Source organism: Halorussus salinisoli, from assembly GCA_005239435.1.
In the GTDB taxonomy this organism is placed as follows: domain Archaea; phylum Halobacteriota; class Halobacteria; order Halobacteriales; family Haladaptataceae; genus Halorussus; species Halorussus salinisoli.
Map to the genome: position 1 here is coordinate 851,653 of ML241305.1, position 19,173 is coordinate 870,825.

Sequence of the window (19,173 nt, forward strand, 5' to 3'; positions counted from 1 at the left end):
GCGACCGCCAACCGCGATTCCGAACGCGATTTCGACGGCGAACGACCGAAGCAACCGGGAGGTCGGTCCGACGGAGGCCTGTCGTCACCGGTCGCCGCGGAGGCCCGGGCGTTCGCGGACCAACTCGTCCACCAGCGAGACCGCCTCCTCGGCCAGACCGTCTTCGACCTCTCCGGCGTAGCGGACGCGCTCGTAGATGGTCCCGACGCGTTCGGCTCGGTCGTCCAAGTCGTCGGTCGTCGCCAGCGCCGCGAGGTACTCGCGCGGCGTCTCGCCCGGCCGACGCTCGCGGTACTCCCGACCGAGCAGGTGTTCGAGCCGGTCGAACGCTCTCGTCACGTCGGTCTCGGGGTCCTGCCGGGGCTGCCATCGCAACCAGACCGCGCGGCGAAGGCGGACGAGTAGCCCGGCCCGGCGCGCGGCCGCGAGCAGGCCCACGACCACGAGCGCGCCCAGAACCGCCTGTTCGCGCGACGGCGTACCGACCGGGAGTCCGCCGCTCCCGTCGCCGGACTCCCCGCCGACCGTGCCGTTTCCGGCGGTGGTGAACCCGTCGACCGTTCCGTCGAGTTCGTCCTCGCCGGGGTCGATGGGCTGTGAGTCGCCGAGTCCCGGCGGGGACGTGCTCGGCCCGGTCGTCTCGTTCTCGTCGGGACCGGACGTCTCGTTCTCGTCGGGAGTAGTCGTCGCCGTGGTCGTCGGCGTCCACGTCCCCTCGTCGCTCTCGTCGGTGTCCACGTCCGAGACGTTCCCCTCGCGGGCCTGGTCGACCTGCGAGCGTTCGGCCTGTTCGCGCGGACCGCCCGGCGTCGGGTCGAACTTCACCCACCCGACCTCCGGGAAGTAGACCTCGACCCACGCGTGGGAGTCGAGTCCGCGGACGACCCACTCGTTCCGGTCGACTCGCTGGCCGGGGGTGTAGCCGACCACGAACCGGGCCGGAACCCCCTGCGACCGGAGCATCGTGACCATCGAGGTGGCGTAGTAGGTGCAGTAGCCCGACTCCATCTCGAAGATGAAGCTCTCGGCGACGTTGCCGTCGGGTCGCGACACGTCGAGCGAGTAGCTCTTGTTGCCTTCGAGCCACCCTTCGATGGCCTTCGCCTTGGCGTAAGGCGTTTCGGCACCCGCCGCACTGGTAATCCGGTTCGTCCGCGTCCGAATGCGCTCGGCCGAACTCCCCGGTAGTTGGAGGTAGCGACTCTCGACGCGGTCGGGGTAGTCGGTCCCGGCGCTCCGGAGTTGGCTCGTGGAGGGGTCCGGAACCCGGCTGACGACCGTGTAACTCTCGCCCTCGCGGAGCGAGCCAACCGGCTCGAACGCCCCGAGCGAGGTGACGCGAGTGTTGGCGCGGTCGCCGGACTTCAACCGAGTCGGTTTCCACGCCGCGGGCATCGCGCCCATCCGCTCGGCTTCGACCTCGACGGTCTGTTCCACGGTCTTCGTCTGCCCCGGTGGCGCGGACTGAGAACGGTAATCTCTGCCTTCGCCGGTTCGAATCCAACCGTCGCCGTCGTAGCGGTCGTAGGCCGCGACCCGCCAGTAGTCGGATTCGGTCGACTCGACGGTGAACCGGACCTTGGGCGAGAGCCGAATCGACCCGACGATAGACACCCGGTCGCCGCTACTGACGAACGCCTGTTCGACGGTCGGCGTGCCCGCGCCGCTGCCGGGAAGGATGGGACTCGCGCCGCCGCCAGGCACGACGCTGGCGGTCGAGGCGAGGACGATCATCGCCACCAGCACGACCGCCAAGGTGTCGACCTGCGCGGACGTACCGCCTCGGCGCGCGAGCGTACCGAAGCCGAGGGTCGCCGTGGCTCCGAGCATCCCGACCAGCGTGGCGAAGTTACCGAGGTCGCCGGTCAGGACGAAGAAGCCGAACGCCGCGCCGGCCGCGCCGACCGCCAACGCGTAGCGCCGCCGGAGGACGAGATACCACGGCGCGAACACCATGGCTGGTGCGACCCCGAGCGCCCACGCGCCGACCTCGGTCATCCGGAGGACCGACAGGCCGGTCAGCAGGGCCACGTTGTCGGCCACGACCTTACCGAGCGACACCGCGACGAGGTAGGCGCTCGGTACCGCGAGATAGTAGGCCACGAGACCGACCGCGAGCAGGCCGACCGCGAGCACGGCGGCCTGGAGCGGCCGGAGCCGACGAGCGGTCGCCGTGGCCGCGAGCAGAGTCGCGGCGACCAGCGCCAGCAGTGCGGTCGTCCCGCCCACGATGTCGGTGACGTGATGGAGGACCCAGAGGTAGGTGGCCATCATGACCGCGAGCGACCCGACCGCGAGCCAGTGGTACGACACCTCGACGTCGCCGAGGTCGAGTTCGTGGCCGACCCGACCACCTGCGCCCACGCCGTCCGCACTCGCACCGTCTGCGCTCATCGGCGCTCGCCTCCCGCACGTCGGTAATCGTCGAACGCTCCGTCTCGGTCACCGTCGAGGTCCCCGCCGCGGCCGCCGTCCGCGAGCGCGGTTCGCCCGTCGGCGTCGGTCGTCGATCCGCCGGAGCGGTCGGCGTCGCCGGACAACTGCCCGAAGGTGACGGTGCGGTCGCCGACGGTGACCCGAACGTCGTCCTCGTCGGTTCGGCCCTGCACGAGCACGTCGGCTCCCTCCCGGCGCCTCTCGCCCACCGTTCCGGGGTTGGTCCGGGCCAGCAGGGTCAGCAGGTCGGTCCGATGGTCGGGTCCAGCGCCGGGTTCGACCCGGCCGCCGGGGACGGTCAGTCCGACCGCGAACCCGGCGTCGAGCAGGTAGCTCAGGATGCTGGCGGCGGCCTCGGCCACGTCGTCCATCCGGCCGCTGTCGGCCTCCGCGAGGAGTTCGACCTGCTCGCGCTCCTCGTTGGCCTCGAACTCCATCACCACGAGGTCCTCGTTCGGTCGCTTGGCGCTGGACTTCCAGTGAACGTCCCGAAGCGGGTCGCCGCGCTCGTACTCCCTGAGTTGGTCGAACCGGTCGCGGCCGCCGACGCCGAACCGCTGGTGGAGCGCCGCGAGGTCGCTGGCGTCGTTCAGCCGGTGAATCTCGGGGAAGACGACGATTTCGCGCGCCACGGGGTAGGTGTAGGTCTCCTCCCAGACGCCCAGCACGTCCTCGGCGACGACCTCGACCGGGCCGACCGACTGGAACCCCCGGTCGCGAAGCGTCACGTCGAAGGTGACCGATTCGTCGGCCACGGTCGTCTCGACCTCGGCGTCTGCGATTTCCAGACCGTCGCCAGCGTCGAGACGGACCGTCGCGGCCAGCGGTGGCGTCGCGTCGAAGTCGAGCGAGACCGTCGCCGTCTCGCCAGCGAAGCCGTAGTCGGGCGTCTCGGTCCGGAGTTCCGGCTGTCCGGCCCGTCTGACTTGCAACCATCCGGCCGCGAGCGCGACGAGCGCCGGGCCGACCACCGCGTTCAACGAGCGGGCGCTGAACCACGCGGCCATCAGAAACGCGCCGACCGCGACGGCCGCGAGCGCCCATCCGCGTCGCGTCAGCATCTCACTCCACCGGAACCGAGTCGAGCGCCTCGGCTATCAGGGCGCGGCCCGACTCGCCGCCCGACTCCGCGCCGGTTCGGACGCGGTGAGCGAGGACCCCCTCGGCCTCGGTCTGCACGTCGTCGGGAATCACGTAGTCCCGGCCGTCGAGGACGGCTCTGGCCTGGGCCGACCTGAGGAGCGCGATGGACCCGCGGGGGCTGACGCCGAGGTCGGCGTGGTCGCGGGTGTAGTTGGCCAGTCGGGTCACGTACGCCCGGACCGGTTCCTCGGCGGTCACGTCGGCGACCGTCTCGCGGGCCGCGAGTATCTCCTCGGCGGTCGCCACGGGTTCGAGTTCGTCGATGGGGTGACCGCCCGTGACCCGGCGGAGGACCTCCGACTCGTCCTCGGGCGAGGGGTAGCCGAGCGTGAGGCGCTTGGCGAATCGGTCCACCTCGGCGATGGGGAGTTCGTAGGTCCGGTCGGCTTCCACGTCGTTCTGGGTGGCGATGACGGTGAAGGGTTGGTCGAGCTCGTAGGTCTGACCGTCTACGGTGACCTGGGCCTCCTCCATCGCTTCGAGCAGGGCCGACTGGGTCTTCGGCGGTGCGCGGTTGATTTCGTCTGCGAGGACCACGTTGCCGAAGACGGGACCGGGCCGGAACTCGAACTCGCGGGTTCGCTCGTCGAAGACGTTCACGCCGGTCACGTCGGACGGCATCAGATCGGGCGTGAACTGGACCCTGGAGAACTCGCAGTCGATGGACCGGGCCAGCGACCGGGCGAGCATCGTCTTGCCGACGCCGGGCACGTCGTCCAGCAGGAGGTGACCGCGCGCGAGGATGGCGGTCACGATGTGTTCGGTCACGTCGTGGTGGCCCACGATGACCCGCTCGACGTTCTCGACCACTCGCTCGGCCACGTTCGCGGCTTCGTCTACCGGCAAGGGGTCTGGTGACGCATCGGTTCGGCGCTGAGAGGGGTTGGCTTCCGTCATGGGTAGCTCTGTCTGCACGCGGAGGGCGAGAAAGTCGGCGAACGGAGGGTCGGCCGCCGGAGGCGTGCGTGTGCTATCGTGTACCTTTCGCGTCCACCTTTGAAACTTTTGTCCCGACGAGAATCGGTCCTCGGCGTCGCCGACTACCTCGCCGTCGCGGAAACCGTCGGTTTCTCGCAGATATCGTGACAGTCAGATTATAGGTATGTGGTCGGGAAAGACCGAGATTTAATACGTTGGTTGGTCGTACGTAGATATCGAACCACATGCCGCCCGAGGGTCTTTTCGAAGAATCGGCCGACGACACCCGCACGGCCATCATGGAAGCCACGTACCGGGCGTTGACCGACTACGGGTACGCCGACCTCTCGATTCAGCGCATCGCCGACGAGTTCGACAAGAGCAACTCCCTGCTCTATCACCACTACGACGGCAAGGACGACCTGTTGGTCGATTTCCTCGAATTCACGCTCGACCACTTCGAGGGCGGCGTCTCGCTCGGCGACGGAGACAGCGCCGACGAGCGACTCCGCACACTCGTCACCGCGCTCGTCTCCGCGAACGCCGAATCGGACGAGGAGTTCGTCGGTATCGTCGTGGAACTCCGAGCGCAGGCGGTCAACGACCCCGATTACCGGGACTACTTCACCCGGAGCGACCAGTTCTTACGCGACCGAATCGCGGCGGTCGTCGCGGAGGGAATCGAGACGGGGTCCTTCCGGGAGGTAGACCCCGAGCAGACCGCCTCGTTCCTGGTCACGCTGGCCAACGGCGCGATGACCGAGCGCATCACGACCGACGCCGAGGCGGTTCGACGGGTGCAGGCGGAACTCGACGAGTACCTCGACGCTCGACTGCTCGCCGACTGACGCCGGAACACCGACCGACGCGAGGGAGTCCCGATGCGGGGAGAATCCCGACGCGAGGCGAATCCAGATGCGGAGAGCGACCGCTACGCACTCGAATCGCCGAAATCGAAACCCGCGTCACCACTCCTTGCACTCGGGACAGACCAGCGCGCCGCCTCGCTCGCCGTCCGACCGCCAGCGGCGCTCGCCCGATTCGCCGCAGGCGGCGCACTCGCCGCCCGCGGGCGACCACTCGAAGGTGGAGACGGCGGGGTCGGCAGACGCCGGTTCCGAAGTCGCCGCGTCGGGAATCTCCCCGTCGGCGCTTTCCGAACTGTCGGTCCCCGAGTCGTCGGACCTCGGAGCCTCGGCGGCCGAATCGTCGGAACCGGACGCCGACGAGTCGGCGTCCGGTCCGGCGTCGTCGCTCTCGGACGCGTCCGTCGAAGCGAACGTATCGAGCGATGCGTCTTCGGTCACGCGCCGGACTACGGAGGCCCCCGTGGTAAGCGTGCCGGAGCGTCGTCTCGATAGCGCCGGCCACGCTTGGGAAGGCAGGTCGTGCGTTCGCCCACTCGGACAACGGAAGACGTGTTTGGGATAGAAATATGATTTCTAAACTACTTCACTTACGTTTTATAGACGGGTATACAATTCTCGCTCCCTCGAGACCCATTCACGACCGCAGCGATAGCCGGAACGAAGTCGAGGAACTCGACTGGCGAAGTTGCGCGACTGTGGGGAGCGAAGTGGAGGTACGACTCCGAATCGCGGGTCCCGACTCGCCCGCAGACGGAGCAAACAAGTATCCCCGCTACACACGTCTACGCATGGCAAGTATCATCCAGGACGTCGTGGACATGGTCGGCTACTTCACCGACGCCGCGTTCGCGTTCCCGACCTCGATACTCCTCTTGGCGGTGGGGTTCGTGCTGGTCGTCGGGTCGTCGCTCGTGATGGCGTATCTCACCGCGGGCGCGGTCGTGGACCTCATCACTCCCGAGTCGCTCGGTCGCAGGCCTCAGCAACGAGGCTGACCGCTCGTTTCGGGTCGGGCCCGAGCGGCGACCCGGCGACGAAGCTATCGGCGTACTCCAGCACTCCCGAAATCTTTTCCGCGGCGGCGTCCGGCGTGCCAGCGATGCAGAAGGCGTCTATCATCCCGGGCGTGACCGCCTCGAACGCCGTCGAGAAGTCGCCCGACTCGATGGCTTCGCCGATCTCCTCCGCGCGTGCGTGGTCGATGCCGTGTCTGTCGAGGACCGGCGGTGCGGCCCCGCCCGCGATAAAGGCCACTGGAGGCCGTGCGGCCTCGCGTGCGGCGTCGGCGTCCTCGGCCACGCTGACACTGGCGAAGGCCGCGAAGTCGAACGCCTCTCGGTCGCCGCGAGAGGCGGGCCTCTCGGCCAGTCCCTTCTCGACCTGCTCGTCGGCCCACGCGAAGTCGTCGGGATGCGAGGCGTTGACCAGCACGCCGTCGGCGTGCTTCGCGGACATCCGAATCATGTGTGGGCCCTGCGCGCCGACGTAGACCGGGATGTCGCCCTCGCCGTCCTCGCCGACCTCGTAGTTCAGACCGGCGTCGGTCGCTCGGAAGGTGCCGTCGTGGTCCACGCGCTCGCCCGCCCAGAGCTTCTGGGAGACCTTCATCGTCTCCAGCACGCGCCGGAGGGGCTTGTCGCGGTCGAATCCGAGATTCCGGAGCGTCGAGCGGTCGCCCGCGCCGAGTCCGCAGACCGCCCGGCCGTCGCTGGTCTCGTCCAGCGTCGCCACGCGCGAGGCGAGCGAGACCGGGTGGCTCTCGTAGGGGTTGGCCACGCCCGGGCCGACCAGCAGGTCGTCGGTCGCGGCGGCCACTCTGTCGAGGACGACGAACGGGTCGCGGTTGTTGTAGTGGCAACTGGCGAACAGCGCGTCGAAGCCCGATTCCTCGACCCGCTCGCCGATTTCCACGAGGTCCGCTATCGGATGCTCGGGCGTGAGTTCAATCCCGCGCAAACTCCCACCCCCTCAGAGCCTGTCGCACGAAGTCGCCGTCCACGTCGCGGTAGAGGTTGTCGCTTCCCTCGTGGTTGCCGAACTCCCAGTCGCGCACGACCGCCACGGGAAGGCCGTCGTCGCCCTCGCCGGTCACGAGGTTCGCCGCGGCCGCGAGTTCGTCCACGACCGCCTCGACCGTGACTTCGAGTTCGTGGCCGTCGCGGTCGGTCTCGCCGCGCCAGTCCCGGGAGGCCGGGATGCCCGACCACCCGATGGCGACTCCGCGCTGGCCGTGCCGGAACGGCCGGCCGGAGGTGTCGGTCACGACCACTGCGGGGTCGGCCGAGAGGTTCCGACGAATCCGGTCGGCGCTCTCGCTCGGGCGCTCGGGCAGGAGCAGTAAATCTGCCCCGCCGTCTCCGACGTTCGACCGGTCGATGCCCGCGTTGACGCCGACGTGGCCGAACTTGGTGGCGGTGAGCAGGAACGGGGCTTCCATGATAATCTCGGTGCTCTCCTCCAGGACGGCCTGCGCGAATCGGGGGTCTTTCTCCTCGCCGGAGATATCGGCGAGTCGCTCGGCTATCTCCTTCGCTCTGGGTCCGGCCGGGAAGTCGTCGAGGTCGGCGCGTCGGCCCTCGGCCTTCGAGACGACGGTGCTGGCGACCAGCAGTACGTCGTCGTCCCGGAGGTCGGCCCGCGATTCGATTAGGGCCGCGAGGTCGTCGCCCGGCCGCACCTCGGGCAGTCCCGGCACTGCGAACACGTCCATACACGGAGATTGACCCGTCGGAGGTAAAAACCCGCCCGAAACGGGCAAGCGAGACGACACTCGGTCCCGCCGAGAATAGACTGTTTGTTTGAGAACGAATGTCGTCTCCGGCAGAACACCTAGTCCCCGCCAGAGCGCTCGAGGAGTAGCTCTCCCTCCTCCGCCAAGTCCGACGAAAGGACCTACTTCCCCGGGTACTCGTCCGGGTTCTCGACCCGCTCGTCGTCCGCGTGTATCTCGACGTTCACCTGCCCCTCGACGATTTCGACGGTCATCATCGTCGGCGTCACGGCGGGGTCGGCCCCGGTCGCGCTCCCCGGATTCAAAAACCGGATTCCCTCGATGTCGTCGTCCACGACAGCGTGGGTGTGCCCGGCGACGGCGATGCCCGGCCCGTCGAGTTCCTCGCTGACCGCCTCGGCGATGGTCGCCTCGTACTCCTCCTGGGTGGGGGCGGTGCCGTGAGTCACGACGAAGGTGGTCCCGCGAATCTCGGCGGTGGCGACCGTCGGCAGGTCGAGCGACCCGGGGTCCATGTTCCCGGCGACGGCGGTGAAGTTCTCGCCCGCGAGGTCCGCGACCGTCTCGTAGGCCTCGGGGCTGTCGAAGTCGCCCGCGTGGATGGTGTGGTCGGCCTCGCGGACGCGCTCGGCTACCCAGTCGGGGATTCGCTCTGCGCGCGAGGGAACGTGCGTGTCGCTGATGATGGCAATCTCGACCATGCCGACTCGTTAGACGCCATTCGGCAAAAGCGTGGAGGTGAGTGTGCGACTTCGACCACGATGCTTCCGAGCGGTGACCTTTTGCCGAATCGGTCCGTGGCTATCCACGGGGGACTGCGGGAGATGCTATCAGAGGGCAAAGAATCGACAGCGATACTACTCACAGTCGTACTGCTCGCGTCGGGAATCGCCGGGGCGACCCTCGGCGGAACGTCGGCCGAAACGGCTCCAGTCGAACCGAACCCGGTCGAACCGAACCCGGTCGAACCGAACCCGGTCGAAACGAACCCGGCCGCGAGCGCGCAGGACGGACAGGAGAGCGCCGAGACGGAGTGTGCGGCGACGCCGCCCGAAGACGGGGCGGACCCCGGCTCCGACGTGAAGGGATGGGAGAACGGAATTTGGTACGACGAGTCCATCGACGTGAACCAGGACGACGGGGTGCAAGAAGACGAACGCGAGCGAATCGTCTCGCGCACGATGGCCCGGGTCGAGGCGGTCCGGTGCATCGAGTTCGACCAGTCGGTCCCCGTCTCGGTCATCAGTCGCCAGGAGTTCCGCGAACAGCAACTGAACCGGAATACCTCCGAGGGACTTCGGAAGTTCGACAACGTGAAGTTCGAAGCGTTGCTCCTCATCGGCGAAGACGAAGACTCCATCGAAGTCCAGAACGAGAACCGCGGAGTTGGCGTCCTCGGGTACTACAGTCCACAGCAGGACGAAATCGTGGTCGTCGCCGAGAGTGCCGAGGACCTCCGCATCGACGAGTTGACGCTGGCTCACGAACTCGTCCACGCCTGGCAGGACGAGCAGTTCAACCTCTCGGGGGCCGAACTGGATTCGGACTTCCGCGACGAAGTGAACGCCATCAGCGGACTCGTTGAGGGTGACGCCAGCTACACCGATACGCTCTACGAGGAGAACTGCGGCGTGGAGTGGGAGTGTCTCGACGCACCGGAGCGTGACGGTGGCGGCGACCAACTCGCCAACATCGGCGTCTACCTCCTGAAGTTCCAGCCGTACAGCGACGGTCCGGCGTTCGTCCGGATGGTGCGCGACGTCGGCGGGTGGAGCGCGGTCGACGCGATGTACGAGAACCCGCCGGCCAGCACCGAGCAGGTCATCCACCCGCTCCGGTATCGGAGCGACCCGCCGACGAACGTGACCTTCGACGACACCGCGACCGACGACTGGGAGCGAGTGCGAGCGCCCGATCGGGCCGGATACGGTCGACTCGGCGAGGCCGCGGTGATGATGATGTTCGTCTACCCGTACTACGACAGTCAGGGCCAGACGGAGTTAGTTCCGCCCGAGGAGTGGTTCAACTACAACCGGTCGGGCAACCTCAGTGACGTCGACCCGCTGAACTACGAGTCGGACTACTCCACGGGGTGGGACGGCGACCGACTCCACGTCTACGAGAACGACGCCGGAGAGTTCGGCTACGTCTGGAAGTTGGCGTGGGACTCGCCGCAGAACGCCCAGCAGTTCGTCGATGGCTACCAGCAGGTCCTCGAATACTGGGGCGGCGAGCAGGTCGAAGAGAACGTCTGGCGAATCGAGCGAGGTGGCTTCGCCGACGCCTTCTACGTCGATATCGACGGCAGGAACGTGACCATCGTGAACGCGCCGACCGTCGGGCAGTTGTCCGAGGTCCGGTCCGGCGTCGAGGTCGCCGCGACCGGGCAGGCGACCGAGACGACTACGGGTGAGGCGACCACGGAGGAGACGGCTACGACCGAGACGACCGGACTCGCGGCGACTGCGACCGTCGAGGTGGAAGCGAACGAAACCACCACGACTGCGTAGGTCGGGAAAACTGCTCTTTCTTCGGTCCGAACCCGAGTTTCAAGCCGTTCGGGGCTGACGTGTCCGGTATGGACGAAACCCACGTCGTCACCTGCTTTCTCCGGAATCGAGGCGAGGTGCTGTTGCTCCGGCGCTCCGAGGAGGTCGGCTCCTACGCCGGGCAGTGGGGCGGCGTCGCCGGCCACGCCGAGGGCGACCCCGACGCCGCGGCCCGCGAGGAAATCGAGGAAGAGACCGGGCTGCTCGACGCCTGCACGCTGGCTCGAGCCGGTGTCACCTTCGAGTTCGAAGACGCGGACCTGGGAACTCGGTGGGTCGTCCACCCCTACCTCTTCGACTGCGAGCGCCGGGACGCCGAGATCAACTGGGAGACCGCCGAAACCGAGTGGGTCCACGCGCCCGAAATCCTCCGGCGCGACACCGTTCCGAAGCTCTGGGCCTCCTACTCGCGGGTCGGTCCGACCGTCCAGCAGGTCGCCGAGGACTCCGACCACGGGTCGGCGTACCTCTCGGTCCGGGCGCTCGAACTCCTGCGCGATCGAGCGGGGTCGTTCAGGGAACGGGGAGGCGGCGATTGGCCCGAGTTGACGAGGATGGCGGAAGCACTCCTCGACGCCCGGCCGAGCATGGCCGTGGTCGGAAACCGCGTGAATCGCGCGATGGCCGACGCCAGCGACGACGCCAGCGCGGAGGCCGTCGAGCAAGCCGCCCGCGAGAACGTCGAGCGCGCGTTCCGGGTGGACGAGCAGGCCGCCGAGAACGCGGCCGCCGAGATTCGAGGCGACCGCGTCCTGACGCTCTCGCGCTCGGGGACCGCGCTGGACGCACTCCCCGCGACCCGGGCGGTGTTCGTCGCCGAGTCGCGCCCGGCCCGCGAGGGCGTCGGAGTCGCGGAGGAACTGGCCGCCGACCCCGGCGAGTCGGGGGAGGACGGACCCGACGTGACGCTCCACACCGACGCCGCGATCGCGGACGTGCTGGCGTCCGAGGACGTGGACGCGGTGGTCGTCGGCGCGGACGCCGTGCTTCCGGACGGTCGCGTGGTCAACAAGACCGGGACTCGCGGGGCCGCGCTGGCCGCGAGTCGGGAAGGCGTCCCCGTCTACGCCGTCGCCGCCAGCGACAAGATTCGGACCGACGACGCGGTGTCTCTGGAGGAGGGTGACTCGGAGGCGATCTACGACGGCGAGGCCGACGTCGAGGTGCTGAACCCGACCTTCGACGTGACGCCCGCCGAGTCCGTTTCGAGCGTGATTACCGAGCGTGGCGTGCTGGACGACGACGGAATTTCGGAAGTCGCGGTCGAACTTCGGGCACTCTCGACGTGGCGCGACGGGGCGTAATCGGCCAAATACTCAACACGTCGTCGCCCGAAGTTCTACCGATGCCGGTACCCGCCGAGGAACTCTACGACCAGCACGCGGACGACTTCGACGCTCACACGGCCCTCGAAGAGCTACCCGAGGAGTTCAACGCACTCCTCGAGTCGTTCGTCGATGGCCTCACCGGTCCGGACGTTCTCGACGCGGGATGTGGTCCCGGCCGCGACACCGAGTACTTCCACACCTGCGGCCTCGACCCGGTCGGCATCGATTTCGCACGCGGCATGGTCGAGTACGCTCGGGCGCATCGCCCGGGTCAGTATCTCGAAATGGACATCCGAAATCTGGCGTTCGAGAGCGACCAGTTCGACGGACTCTGGTGTCCGGCGACCATCTTCTTCGTGCCGACCGAAGAGATGGAGACCGCACTGAACGAGTTTGCCCGCGTGCTTCGGCCGAGTGGGGTCGCCCGAATCGGATTCAAACTGGGCGAGGGACCGGTCGAAGTCGAGAAGTGGGGTGCGACGACGATGGAGTATCACGTCTCCGAGGAGCAGGCACGGGCGTTGCTCGACGCGGCCGGGTTTCGCGTCGAGTCGGTGTCGGTGAACACGGTGTCGCCGGAACGAACGTTCGCGAACTTCTACTGCCAGCGCGCAGACTCGGCATAGGATTACCGCCTCGAACCCCGACTGCGGGACTTCGAAACACAAGGATGGATTCTTCTTGCTCCGGAGTGTAGACCGACCCGGTGGCAGTGACGAAAGTTACCCCCTCTGAGCCCTTTGTGATGAGGTATTTATACCGAGCCACCATTTCCGAACGTACAACACACTGAATTCATTATCAGTAGTTGGCAAGACGATTCTTTATTCAGTCTGAAACCTGTAATTGGTTCGGCGATTTTGCTCAGTACGTGGTGCGAGTTTAGCAGTGAATCTGAAACTATTTCTGTACCTTGACGTTGTCTTTCCGTCGTAAGAGAACGTGCTGAAGGAAGTGTTTCGGAAAAGTGTGCGTTCACACGTTCAGTCGTGAGCGGCGGTTTCCGTGTAGCTGTCGATATGTGCCATGTGCTTGACGAATTTATCAATCTGGCCTGTTTCTTTGAGTTCGATGGAGTCCGCGTTCGTGTCGAACAGAATGATGCCGGCGTCGGCAAGCTTCGGGAGGTGGATATGTCGAAGGGAGGCCTCCACATCTTTGCTCTTGGCACCCCAATCTGCCTTCGTCTCGTCTCTATCCCACTTGTATATCGCGGTTGCGAGGGTGTCGATTGTGACCACCTCGGATTCGTGGGTAAGATAATACAGCACGTACCGCCGGTACGGATGTACCAAGAGATCGAATACGTCGCCCAGTCGTGCCGTGGTCAGTTCTGCCATCACGTATTGATTGGGTTAGACCGTCTTAACCTCTTTTTTACGATACCATTATGTATTTTACAATCCTGTGCGGAGACGGTTTGTTGTTTGACTTTCCCAAACAAAAGGAGGTGCACTGACCAGCGGATTGGTGGTGTCAGTTCAAGAATCTAAATCGCTGGCGGTTCAGGTAGGTCATTCCTCCTCCGAGGAGCCAATTTCGGAGGGCGTGTCGGCATCCTCGCCAGCGAGCTCTTGGTGAAAGTGGTTCCACGGTTGGACGTGTTCCTCCGCCAGAATATTGCTACTTATGATTCGCAGGCCCAGGTCGTCTAACTGCTCGGTGCTTTCTTTGACGTCGGACGAGCCTTCGGCGACGACTTCAACGTGGAGGTTCTCTTCGCCAGCCAGCATCTCCCGGACGTTGACGACGCCCCGCACCTCAAGGGCCTTCTCCGCCATCTCCGACCGCTGGGAGAGGTCGGTCGAACAGATGAACAACACACGCATCGAATAGCCCGCCTGCTCGTAGTCGATTTCCGGATTGTATCCGAGAACGATTCCCTGCTCCTCCAGTTGTTTGATTCGATTGTGGATTGTCGTCCCAGTGACGTCCGTTTCCTCGGCAATGGACGTGTCGGTGGCATCACGGGCGTCCACTTGGAGCAAGTGCAGGATACGACGGTCAAGGTTGTTCAGTGGGTCATCAACCATGCCGTCCAATTCAGTATCGAATCAGTTGAATCGATTGCCCGAACAAGCTCGCGAAGAATTTAGGAATGGAGCCGATTAGTGGTCTATCAAATACAACTCTACGCCCCAAACAATACCACATTGGCTCAAACTCAAGAATGATACCGTCGCCGGAGATGAGAGGCGATTGGTAAGTATACGCTCTGCATTGCTCAATACGTGGTGCAAATTGCTCATTCTACCTCCTTGTGTTGGGCATGGTCGACCCATTCTTCAAGTGCGGAATTGCCTGTAAACCGAATGGTACCTTGACGTTGGTCGTAATCAATAACATCTGCATCTCCAAGTTGAGGCAATAGGGAGTGATGGAGTTCGATTCGGATTTTCTCTTGGTTGACCTGATTGCCAGTCTCTTTTCCAGCCGCTTTGTACTTGCTTATGCCTTCCACAGCGTCATCAAATTCAGCGACTTTCCCTTCCATCGTAAACAGGTAATAAAGAAGACAGCGACAATGAGAGTTACTCAATAGGCTAAAGACCGTATCAAGATTGTCGGTAACGCTTGGATAGCGATTCCCTACAGAAGGATGATTGTCTCCCCCCTTTACTTCCCCGTCCTCTACTTGGAAATCATCGTCAGACATCTATCTGCAATTCTAACAGTCCTCACCTAAACCGTGATGCCTAATTCTTGAGGTTCGCTATACACTCGACTGGAACTGGCCACCAGCACTACGAAAATGATCATCCACCCACAGCTGAGTTTGCATTCATTTTTGGCCAGCAATATACGCACATCGTCCACAAAGTTCAAGTCCGTTTAGTTCAGCCGATTCTTGCGATAACACCGCTGAGACATCAGCGGCGAACTGACTCTCCTCATTTATTGAACCACACAAACTTGCGGTCTCTACCTCATTCAGGAGGTGATACAATCCTGAATTTTCCCTTTGGTTTCATGTGCGGTGATAGCTTTCACCCCAATCCCTCCATTACTCGTTTACGGAAGAACCTAAACCCGTACCGGTTACTTTCTCTCTTCGTCAGCACATCCGGTACGGTAAATATACCAACTTGTATCTGATAGGGTTAGTGGCGGGGTTGCTTCGATAAGTACACGCTCTGTATTGCGCGACGGTTCCGCCAACGATTCTGGATAAAGAAACCGTAGTACAAATTACTATTATTAGTAGTTCCTGTCTTACCCCCTCCGAGCCCCTTGTGACGAGGACCTTCCACCGAGCCACCGTTCGAAACGACCGAGCCGTCGCTCCGAGCGAACCCGACGTTCTCGGTGTAACGACGCCTTCTCTCCAGAGTAACGACGCACGCGGACACATACACAATCAGTAAAGAAATGTATATGATTTCTTAGTAAAGGTAGATGTTTCTATCGTCGCCGCACAGCGACCGCTACTGAAACCGACGCGTTCCGCCACCCGAAGATTCAACCACCGAGACTCCGGACGTTCAGCCATGCAGGTACGACGCATCGGTATCCACGAGTCCGTGAGCGCCGTCTTCCCGCCCGAGCGACTCCGCGACGAACTGTCGGACCTCGGTCCGGCAGTCGCCGTCGTCGGCGACGACGAACTCGGGGACTGTGACGCACTCGTCACCTTCGCACACTCCGACGCCTTCCTCGACGCCGACCTCCACTGGATTCACTCGATTCAGGCCGGATACGACCGCTTCCCCCTCGACGATTTCGAGAAGCAGGGCGTCGTGCTGACCAACAGCACCGGCATCCACGACACCAGCGTCGGCGAGTTCGCGGTCGGCCTGATGCTCTCGTTCGCGCGCCGCCTCCACACCTACGTCCGCGCGCAGGACGACCACGAGTGGAGCCATCCCGCGTGGGACGAACCCTTCACGCTCGACGGCGAGCGACTCTGCGTCGTCGGTCTCGGCACTCTGGGCCGGGGCATCGCCGAGCGCGCCGACGCGCTCGGCATGGAGGTCGTCGGAGTCCGGCGCTCGGGCGACCCGACGCCACACACCGAGACGGTGTACACGCCCGACCGTCTCCACGGAGCCGTCGCCGACGCCAAGTTCGTCGCCTTGGCGGTCCCGCTGACCGACGAGACCGAAGGACTCGTCGGTACCGAGGAGCTGTCGGCGATGCGCGAGGACGCCTACCTCGTCAACGTCGCCCGCGGGCCGGTCGTCGAGCAGGACGAACTCGTCGCCGCGCTTCGGAGCGGGGACGTCGCTGGCGCGGGCCTCGACGTGTTCGAGGAGGAACCGCTCCCCGAGGAGTCGCCGCTCTGGGAGATGGACGAGGTTCTCGTGACGCCGCACCGCGCCGCGGCCGAGCGCGACTACTACCGACACATCGCGGAACTGGTCCGACAGAACGTCGAGCGAGCGGAGTCGGGGGAGGAGATGACGAATCGAGTCGTCTGAAACTCAGGACAGCAGTTCTGTCGCCGCTTCCGTGACGATTTCCGCAATCTCGACCACCTCGTCGGCGTAGACGAACTCGCCCGCGCCGTGGATGTTCTCGCCGTCCGGGCCGAGGATGACAGTCGGCAGGTCCGCCCGGTCGCCCAGATAGTTGAAGTCGCCGACGCTGGCGAAGTAGCCGATTGCGGGTTCGACGCCCGCGACGTCGCGGGTCGCGACCTGCAAGGCCCCGACGAGTTCGTGGTCCTCGTCGGTGACGTAGGGACCGTACTCGATGCCGGGGACGGGGGCCTCCCGGAAGCTGATTTCGACCTCGCTCTCGAGGTCGAGGTCCGCGACGACCGCCTCGGCGTCCCGGCGAACGTCTTCTTGGCTCTCGCCGATGACGACGTGGCGGTCCACCATCAGGCGGGCGCGCTCGGGCACCGAGAGGGTCTGGCTGCCGGAGTTCAGCATGAGGGGGCAGACCGACCCGTCGCCCAACTTCTCGTGGCTCCCGACCTCGATTTCGGTCAGGGCCTCGGCGAGTCGTCCGGCGTCCACCAGCGCGCTGACGCCCTCGTGGGGTTGCGAGCCGTGGGCCGCCTTCCCCTTGACCGTGACGTCGTAGAGATACCGACCCCTTGCGCCGAGCAGGAGCGCGGGGTTGTCGAGGTCTTCTTGGGCGAGGACAGGGCCGGGTTCTGTCACGATGGCGGCGTCGCAGTCGTCGGTGAGACCGTCCCGAACGAGTCGGTCGGTCCCGAGACCGTAGGGCCCCTCCTCGTCTACGACCGCGGTCAGGAGTACGTCGCCTCGGAGGTCCGTCTCGCGTTCGGCGAGCGCCTCGAACGCCTTCATCACCGCTGCGAGACCGCCCTTCATGTCGCAGGCACCCTGTCCGTAGAGTTTCCCGTCCTCGATGCGGCCCGAACAGGGGTCCTCGTCCCAGTCCTCGACCAGTTTCACGGTGTCCATGTGGGCGTTGAGCAGGAGCGTGGGTGCGTCCGGGTCGCTCCCCTCCAGTCGGGCGATCACGTTGTCGCCCTCGTACTCCGTGATTTCCGGCTCGCTGACGTGGTGGTACTCGGGGTCGAGGTTCCTGTCGTCCAACCACTCGTAGACGAACTCCGCGAGGTCGTGTTCCTCGAAGTACGGACTCGGAATCCGGACCATTCGCTGGAGCAGGTCGATGGTCTCGTCGGGGTCGATGTCGAATGCGGGGTCGGCTTTCGTCTCGCTCTCAGTCATCGCTCGCACCTCCGACGTTCTCGTCCATCCCGACGCTCGGGTCGTACTCGTCGGAGGCGACCCCCGGCAAGGTGTCGAGGATAGCCTCCACGTCGGTTCCCTTCTGCTGGCCGCGGTACCAGTAGATGCTGAAGATGACGATACCGACGGCCAGCCACGGCAGATAGATGGCGAGCGTCGAGAGGGCCGCAAAGTCGAGCGAGACGAGCGCGCTCCAGTTGGCCGCCTGCGTGAGGAGGCCGAGAGAGCCGAGACCACCGACGACCACCGGAAGGTAGAGCCACGCGCCGGGGTCGAACCCTGCCGTCGCGGCTTTCTCGGGGTTGGTCGTGTAGAGATAGCCCGCGGCGATTGCGACCGAAGCGTACGCGATGAGGTAGCTGAACGTGGCGATGGCCAGCGCCTGATTCAGGCCCGCGCTCCAGAACGTCAGGCTGGCAGCGACGACGTACAGCGTGACCAGCGACCAGTGAGGCGTGCCGAACCGGTCGCTGACCGCGGAGAACTGCTCGGGGAAGACCTCGTCCCACGACCACGAGTAGGGCATCTTGATGCCCGCGGCCATCACCGCGTGGACCGAGGAGGCCGTGGCGAGCAGGCCGCCGAAGGCGACGACCGCGGTGCCGGCGTCGCCGAGGAACGCCTCGGCGGCGGTGGCCAGCGGACGCGCCGAGTTAGCGAGCGTGGTGTAGTCGCCGACGACGCCGTAGATGACCGCCGCGGTCCAGACGTACAGCAAGATGAGGACGAGCGTCCCGCCGGCCATCGCCAGCGGGAGGTTCCGGGACGGGTTCTTGACCTCGGCACCCATTTGCCCGGCGACGGCGATACCGATATAGGCGTAGAACAGCGGGACGGCGGCGGCGACGAACCCGTCGAGGCCGCCCGTGAAGAATGGTTGGTAGTTCGCCATGTCGACGTTAGCCGACCCCGGAATCACCAGCACCAGAATCGACATCATCAGTACGCCGAAGATGGCGTTCTGCGAGAGGCTGTATCCCTTCGTTCCGACCAGATTTACGAGGAAGAGGACAGTCAACAGGCCGAAGCCCGCGAGTGCGGGGTCTACCGAGGGGTAGAACACCTGCAGGTAGCTCCCGAACCCGATGGCCAGCACGGCGTCGGCCGCCATATAGCCGAGCCACTTCGACCACGTGACCAGAAAGCCGGGGAGTCGAGAACCGAAGGTTCTGGAGACGTAGGCGTACGACCCGGCGGCGGCCGGGAAGATGGTGGCCATCCAACTGTAGTTGATCGCAATACTCATCGCTAGGAGACCCGAGAGGACGACCACGAGGATGACGCTCGGCCCCGTGGTCGCGCTGGCCGTGCCCAAGGTGACGAACAGTCCCGCGCCGAGGGTACCCGCCACGACGGTACTCATCGCGCCGAGCGGTCCCATGTCCCGCGAGAGACTCCGGTCGTCTCTGGATTGGTCTGACATACGATATCATATCTCTAAATACTCGTGCAAATCCCCCGTCCCTAGAATGGAAGGGTCGGACACGGGGGAAATCGTCGCGTTCTGGGCGGGAAATCCGAGAAACGGGG

The 19,173-nt window shown here is 65.1% G+C and carries 18 protein-coding genes; 6 read left to right on the plus strand and 12 right to left on the minus strand.

Features of this window, described 5'->3' with window-relative positions; translation table 11 throughout:
• Positions 1-84 precede the first annotated feature (84 nt).
• From E2484_RS04335 to E2484_RS04345, 3 genes are read right to left on the minus strand one after another with little or no spacing between them, the layout of a single operon-like run.
• On the minus strand, positions 85-2,394 hold the full coding sequence (locus E2484_RS04335) for a transglutaminase TgpA family protein (protein WP_137283982.1): 2,310 nt from the start codon (positions 2,392-2,394) through the stop codon (positions 85-87).
• Positions 2,391-3,497: a DUF58 domain-containing protein gene (locus E2484_RS04340; RefSeq protein WP_137283983.1), complete on the minus strand. Its 1,107-nt coding sequence runs from the start codon at positions 3,495-3,497 to the stop codon at positions 2,391-2,393. The genes E2484_RS04335 and E2484_RS04340 overlap by 4 nt, the downstream gene beginning before the upstream one ends.
• 1 nt (position 3,498) lies before the next feature.
• Positions 3,499-4,476 carry an AAA family ATPase gene (locus tag E2484_RS04345; RefSeq protein ID WP_137283984.1) on the minus strand — a complete coding sequence of 326 codons (978 nt, stop codon included), beginning with the start codon at positions 4,474-4,476 and terminating at the stop codon, positions 3,499-3,501.
• A 266-nt stretch (positions 4,477-4,742) separates the two neighbouring features.
• Here E2484_RS04345 and E2484_RS04350 point away from each other — a divergent pair, with 266 nt between their 5' ends.
• Positions 4,743-5,345: a TetR/AcrR family transcriptional regulator gene (locus E2484_RS04350; protein ID WP_137283985.1), complete on the plus strand. Its 603-nt coding sequence runs from the start codon at positions 4,743-4,745 to the stop codon at positions 5,343-5,345.
• Positions 5,346-5,462: 117 nt separating this feature from the next.
• Here E2484_RS04350 and E2484_RS04355 read toward each other — a convergent pair whose 3' ends face one another.
• Positions 5,463-5,804 carry a DUF7573 domain-containing protein gene (locus E2484_RS04355; RefSeq protein WP_137283986.1) on the minus strand — a complete coding sequence of 114 codons (342 nt, stop codon included), beginning with the start codon at positions 5,802-5,804 and terminating at the stop codon, positions 5,463-5,465.
• A gap of 350 nt (positions 5,805-6,154) precedes the next feature.
• Between E2484_RS04355 and E2484_RS04360 the strand changes: the two genes are divergently transcribed.
• Positions 6,155-6,361 (plus strand): hypothetical protein, encoded by a 207-nt coding sequence (locus tag E2484_RS04360; protein ID WP_137283987.1) that lies wholly within the window; start codon positions 6,155-6,157, stop codon positions 6,359-6,361.
• Here the strand turns inward: E2484_RS04360 and E2484_RS04365 are convergent.
• The 3 genes from E2484_RS04365 to E2484_RS04375 form a co-directional block, all read right to left on the minus strand.
• On the minus strand, positions 6,318-7,322 hold the full coding sequence (locus E2484_RS04365; protein ID WP_137283988.1) for a 5,10-methylenetetrahydromethanopterin reductase: 1,005 nt from the start codon (positions 7,320-7,322) through the stop codon (positions 6,318-6,320). The genes E2484_RS04360 and E2484_RS04365 overlap by 44 nt on opposite strands.
• Positions 7,309-8,076 (minus strand): coenzyme F420-0:L-glutamate ligase, encoded by a 768-nt coding sequence (locus E2484_RS04370; protein WP_137283989.1) that lies wholly within the window; start codon positions 8,074-8,076, stop codon positions 7,309-7,311. Before E2484_RS04370 ends, E2484_RS04365 begins: the two co-directional genes overlap by 14 nt.
• 182 nt (positions 8,077-8,258) lie before the next feature.
• Complete coding sequence (locus tag E2484_RS04375) at positions 8,259-8,798, minus strand: metallophosphoesterase family protein (protein ID WP_137283990.1); 540 nt, start codon at positions 8,796-8,798, stop codon at positions 8,259-8,261.
• A 123-nt stretch (positions 8,799-8,921) separates the two neighbouring features.
• Here E2484_RS04375 and E2484_RS24770 point away from each other — a divergent pair, with 123 nt between their 5' ends.
• From E2484_RS24770 to E2484_RS04390, 3 genes are all read left to right on the plus strand, one after another.
• Positions 8,922-10,607 carry an Hvo_1808 family surface protein gene (locus E2484_RS24770; RefSeq protein WP_170977237.1) on the plus strand — a complete coding sequence of 562 codons (1,686 nt, stop codon included), beginning with the start codon at positions 8,922-8,924 and terminating at the stop codon, positions 10,605-10,607.
• Positions 10,608-10,675: 68 nt separating this feature from the next.
• On the plus strand, positions 10,676-11,950 hold the full coding sequence (locus E2484_RS04385) for an NUDIX domain-containing protein (protein ID WP_137283991.1): 1,275 nt from the start codon (positions 10,676-10,678) through the stop codon (positions 11,948-11,950).
• A gap of 41 nt (positions 11,951-11,991) precedes the next feature.
• Complete coding sequence (locus E2484_RS04390) at positions 11,992-12,600, plus strand: class I SAM-dependent DNA methyltransferase (protein WP_137283992.1); 609 nt, start codon at positions 11,992-11,994, stop codon at positions 12,598-12,600.
• A gap of 357 nt (positions 12,601-12,957) precedes the next feature.
• Here E2484_RS04390 and E2484_RS04395 read toward each other — a convergent pair whose 3' ends face one another.
• From E2484_RS04395 to E2484_RS04405, 3 genes are all read right to left on the minus strand, one after another.
• Positions 12,958-13,314, minus strand: a complete 357-nt coding sequence (locus E2484_RS04395; RefSeq protein ID WP_137283993.1) for a DUF7344 domain-containing protein — start codon at positions 13,312-13,314, stop codon at positions 12,958-12,960.
• A 174-nt stretch (positions 13,315-13,488) separates the two neighbouring features.
• On the minus strand, positions 13,489-14,007 hold the full coding sequence (locus E2484_RS04400) for an Lrp/AsnC family transcriptional regulator (RefSeq protein ID WP_137283994.1): 519 nt from the start codon (positions 14,005-14,007) through the stop codon (positions 13,489-13,491).
• Positions 14,008-14,219: 212 nt separating this feature from the next.
• Entirely contained in the window at positions 14,220-14,630 is a 411-nt protein-coding gene (locus E2484_RS04405; protein WP_137283995.1) for a DUF7344 domain-containing protein, read from the minus strand.
• Positions 14,631-15,462: 832 nt separating this feature from the next.
• Here E2484_RS04405 and ddh point away from each other — a divergent pair.
• Positions 15,463-16,392 (plus strand): D-2-hydroxyacid dehydrogenase, encoded by a 930-nt coding sequence (ddh, locus tag E2484_RS04410; protein ID WP_137283996.1) that lies wholly within the window; start codon positions 15,463-15,465, stop codon positions 16,390-16,392.
• A 3-nt stretch (positions 16,393-16,395) separates the two neighbouring features.
• Here ddh and E2484_RS04415 read toward each other — a convergent pair whose 3' ends face one another.
• Together E2484_RS04415 and E2484_RS04420 are read right to left on the minus strand one after the other, a co-directional pair.
• Entirely contained in the window at positions 16,396-17,622 is a 1,227-nt protein-coding gene (locus E2484_RS04415; RefSeq protein ID WP_137283997.1) for a M20 family metallopeptidase, read from the minus strand.
• Complete coding sequence (locus tag E2484_RS04420) at positions 17,615-19,066, minus strand: APC family permease (protein ID WP_137283998.1); 1,452 nt, start codon at positions 19,064-19,066, stop codon at positions 17,615-17,617. Before E2484_RS04420 ends, E2484_RS04415 begins: the two co-directional genes overlap by 8 nt.
• Between the last annotated feature and the right edge of the window lie 107 nt (positions 19,067-19,173).